Genomic DNA, 3857 nt, shown 5'->3' on the forward strand with positions numbered 1-3857 from the left:
GAACATAGTTGCATTAAAATTAGCTGGTTTTCAAAATGTTAAATTGTATACAGGTAGCTGGAGTGATTGGATTTCTTATCCAGAAAATCAAATTGCAAAAGAAGAAGATTAATCACTTGCATGCAAAAATAATTTGTATTAAAATAAGGTCACAAGCAAGAGATTGCTTCAAAAATATTATATTTTACACATTGGAAACAATGTGATAATATAACGACAAGTAAATAATACATCCTGCGGTGTGCGTAACTTATTTATGTCTAAAACCGATGTTAGTTTTACGGAAGCTCAATATTTAGTGACCATCATCAAGCCTTCCTTGTGGAGGAAGATGTACGGTAACTGTGAGGGCATCCACCTGCGAGTAGCGGGTTTTTGGACATTTACGAGGAACGGCACTTGCGGGGGTCTTATTTCAACTAACATTATATAAAATTCCTACGGTGTACGTAGCTTGTGTATGTCTTAAACCAATAAGTATAATATGGAAGTTCAATATTTAAATGTAGATAGCAGGCCATCTTTTTAAGAAGGAAGTTACAAACATTTGTGAGAACATCCACCTGTGAGAGCAGGTTTATGGACATCTATAGATAACGGCATATGTGGGACTATATAAAAAACCTTACGTTTTATACGTAAGGTTTTTTTGTTGAATAAATATGCTCATGTTATCTCGATTTACCTGTAAAGTTTCCATAATAAATATAGCACTTGCGGTCTTCATCAATTTCTCTTGAATCTAGGGTGAATTCCAAATGTATTCCATCCCGTTGAATATATATAATATCTGAATGGAGAGAGGGTAAGATGTCCTCGTAATTCCACACATCTTTACTTTCTATCATAATTGAGCTTGCTTCCTTTAGTTCTCGAATTTCAAAACCTATGTGCGAGTATGTAGGATCTGAAGGGTCGTTGAAAAAAACTTCTTTTTGTATATATAACACTGCTGTCCCGTCTGGATCTACTGAAGTTGCAGTAACGACATATGTATTTCCATCTTTTGTAAAATATTCACAAGTCATGCGCGCGACAATTTCAGAATTAGAAATATTTGCGTAGTTCCATAAAGCCGGATACCCGTTAGTTTCATCATAGAGCCGATATTCCAATCGCATTTTATCCCTCTTCTTCCTTTTTCTTCTACTTTATCATGCCATCTTATATAATAGAAATATAATTTAAAAAGGGGAGTGCAAAGGTGACAAAAACGAAATGGCTAGTAGGTGGTGTTCTGACATCTTTAATGACGGGCACTTTATTTGGCTGTGCGCAAGATATTCCCCCCGAACCGAATGATAATAGTTGTTCTGATTGGGATTGGGATGATGAGCTTGGTGTTTGGCAGTGTGATGATAGTAGTTCAGGTTATCGTGGACATTACTTTTATGGTGGTAAATACTATCAAAATAAATCCACCTTCAAAAATTCATCAGCGTTTAAAACTTATCAATCTTCGGCCGAATTTAAAGGTGGAATTGGAAGCGGTTCAAAAGGTGGATTTGGAGGTTAAAATATGTCGCAATACATAAAGAAACGAAAAGGATTTTATTCGAATTATCCGCATTTCTGGTCGGATTTATATGAATGTGAGTATAGTTTGTTTCATGTTTTTCCAATAACAGAGCAAACGATGAAACAATTACAATTAGCAACTGAACGAATGGGGAAAATATTTTTTAAGACTGCTAGACTTCTTCGGGATTTATCTAATGAACAGCTTCTTGAACTTGGTTTTCCAGATGCAAGCTTGCCTTTTATTAGACTGAAAGGAATGTATCCTGAATCTGTTATTTCACGATTTGATTTTGCTTTAACAGATGATAATCGTATTAAAATGCTTGAGTTTAATAGTGACACTCCAACTTTTATTGTGGAATGCTTTCAAATGAATGGAAAAGTTTGTGGAAAATTAGGCTATGATGATCCAAATGCAAATCAAGAGCGCTTACTTTCTTCCGGTATTACAAAAGCCGTAATGGAGTTTACAAAAGGAATGGAAGATCCAAATGTTGTTTTCACAGCTCATCATGAACATATAGAAGATTGGAATACGACTATGTATTTGAGTGGGCTATGTCATGTTGAAAATAAAGTGATGCCAATGACAGAACTTAGAATTACAGATGATGCTTTAGTAGATAGAGATGGTGTACCAATTGATGTTTTGTATCGCCAAACATATCCAATTGAAGACTTAATTGAAGATCAAGATCCCGAAACGGGGGATTTGGTGGGAGTAGAACTTTTGCAACTTGTAAAAGAAGGAAAGCTTTTTATTATAAATCCTTTGTCGGCCTTTTTAATTCAGCCGAAATCAATTCAATGTCTTATTTGGGGATTAGCAGAAGAAGGTGCTTTTTACACAAATGAGGAACAAAAGTGGATTAAAGAATATATGCTTCCTACATATTTTGAGCCAGATTTATTTTTGGGGAAAAGTCCTTTCGTTCAAAAACCTTCGTTCGGTAGGGAAGGTGACACGATTACGATTCGTGATAAGGATACAAATATTATGATTCGAAATGCACATGAAACGTATAAATCGTCACTTCCTATATTTCAGAAATATACAGAGCTTCCAGTTGTATTTTTGGAAACTGAAAAAGGAATTGAGAAGCTGTCATACGTGTTTGGGGCTTTTTTAATTGCTGGAAAAGCGAGCAGCATCGGTATACGTGCCGGAGAAAAAATTACGGGAAATGAATCGTATTATTTACCGGTAGGTATTAAGAAGGAGGAAAATAAATGATTAATTTTTTACTATATTTAGCAGTATCACTTGCACTTTTATGTATCGGTCTTTTTCTTATGGAAGTGACAACGAAAGTTAAGGAATTTAAGTTAATGGCTCAAGGGAATAAAGCGGTAAGCTATGTACTTGGAGGAAGATTACTTGGTCTTGCTATCGTTTTATATTCAACGGCTGCTAATTCTATTTCAATTCTTGATATGGTTTCATGGGGAGCTGTTGGGATATTAGCTCAAATTATTGTCTTTTATTTAGCAGAATGGCTTACACCACGTTTTAATATTAATAAAAGCCTTGAAGAAGATAATCAAGCAGTTGGTCTTTTCCTTATGTTTTTATCACTTTCCATCGGAATTGTAATTGCTGGTTGTGTAACATATTAAAACCCTTACATTTTAACGTAAGGGTTTTATTTTATGTAGCCGAACGCTGAGAAGGATGCGTATTAGTGTACTAAACTCGAGGTAGTTGTTGTAATAAGGAAAAGTTTCCATACAAAGTGTTGACATCTATTTTAAATAGGAGTAACATTTTCTATATAATTAAAATAAGTCTCTGTTAGGTGAGGCTCCTGTATAGAGAAATGCTACTGCCCAAAAATGTCGAGAGACGCCAATGGGTCAACAGGAATGATCGAATTAAGGTTTTTCTTAACGTAGCTGGTAATGAACCTATGCTATACAGTGCTAAAACTCGGCGAGGGAGAGGTCCGTAGATTTCTAATTATATTATATTGGGAATCGCTTATTTGTGTATGCAATGACCTTTGCTCTCTTATGAGTAAGGGTCTTTTTTGTTACCAAGCTATGAGTAATTTCATAGTATAGATTATAACTAAAAAATTAAAGAGGAGGTGAGGAGCATGTCAAATTCTGACTCGGTTCCGTTACCCATATACTTCAAATCAAAAATATATGATGTAGGCAGGGAAACGACTTGTTCCTCCCTTTATATTTATCATAATGTAGCGTTTATTCGAGTATTTAAGCGCTAGACACTTTCACGGTGAAGTGGATAAATTGAGAAACAAAGCGTTTCTTCCTATGTTGTAAAGGAGGAGACGATAATATGTTATATGTAAATAAAAGTGTGGGTAACACTC

General features: G+C 35.1%; 4 protein-coding genes, 2 other RNA genes, 1 pseudogene and 1 riboswitch. Of the genes and pseudogenes, 6 read left to right on the forward strand and 1 reads right to left on the reverse strand.

Annotated features, from left to right (window positions below):
• From AC1DTM_RS19930 to ssrS (AC1DTM_RS19940), 3 genes and pseudogenes are all read left to right on the forward strand, one after another.
• Nucleotides 1-112: pseudogene (locus AC1DTM_RS19930) on the forward strand (sulfurtransferase); the annotation flags it as partial.
• Nucleotides 113-228: 116 nt separating this feature from the next.
• Nucleotides 229-411: non-coding RNA, 6S RNA (gene ssrS, locus AC1DTM_RS19935), on the forward strand.
• 21 nt (nucleotides 412-432) lie between these two features.
• Nucleotides 433-616, forward strand: a non-coding RNA gene (gene ssrS, locus AC1DTM_RS19940) — 6S RNA.
• 55 nt (nucleotides 617-671) lie between these two features.
• On the opposite strand, the gene AC1DTM_RS19945 is transcribed toward ssrS (AC1DTM_RS19940), so the two are convergent.
• Nucleotides 672-1121: a hypothetical protein gene (locus AC1DTM_RS19945; RefSeq protein ID WP_016104351.1), complete on the reverse strand. Its 450-nt coding sequence runs from the start codon at nucleotides 1119-1121 to the stop codon at nucleotides 672-674.
• Nucleotides 1122-1204: 83 nt separating this feature from the next.
• Here AC1DTM_RS19945 and AC1DTM_RS19950 point away from each other — a divergent pair, with 83 nt between their 5' ends.
• From AC1DTM_RS19950 to AC1DTM_RS19960, 3 genes are read left to right on the forward strand one after another with little or no spacing between them, the layout of a single operon-like run.
• Nucleotides 1205-1516: a hypothetical protein gene (locus AC1DTM_RS19950; RefSeq protein WP_002158538.1), complete on the forward strand. Its 312-nt coding sequence runs from the start codon at nucleotides 1205-1207 to the stop codon at nucleotides 1514-1516.
• 3 nt (nucleotides 1517-1519) lie between these two features.
• Entirely contained in the window at nucleotides 1520-2755 is a 1236-nt protein-coding gene (locus AC1DTM_RS19955) for a glutathionylspermidine synthase family protein (RefSeq protein ID WP_016104352.1), read from the forward strand.
• Nucleotides 2752-3138: a DUF350 domain-containing protein gene (locus AC1DTM_RS19960; protein WP_002117799.1), complete on the forward strand. Its 387-nt coding sequence runs from the start codon at nucleotides 2752-2754 to the stop codon at nucleotides 3136-3138. The genes AC1DTM_RS19955 and AC1DTM_RS19960 overlap by 4 nt, the downstream gene beginning before the upstream one ends.
• A gap of 164 nt (nucleotides 3139-3302) precedes the next feature.
• A riboswitch (M-box (ykoK) riboswitch) is annotated at nucleotides 3303-3468 on the forward strand.
• Nucleotides 3469-3857: the final 389 nt, after the last annotated feature.

This window comes from Bacillus sp. P4_D3 (assembly GCF_056401855.1).

Bases quoted from the DNA above. Each gene is read 5' to 3' on its own strand.
- AC1DTM_RS19945 (WP_016104351.1), bottom strand. From the start codon at position 1,121: ATGCGATTGGAATATCGGCTCTATGATGAAACTAACGGGTATCCGGCT.
- AC1DTM_RS19955 (WP_016104352.1), top strand. From the start codon at position 1,520: ATGTCGCAATACATAAAGAAACGAAAAGGATTTTATTCGAATTATCCG.
- AC1DTM_RS19960 (WP_002117799.1), top strand. From the start codon at position 2,752: ATGATTAATTTTTTACTATATTTAGCAGTATCACTTGCACTTTTATGT.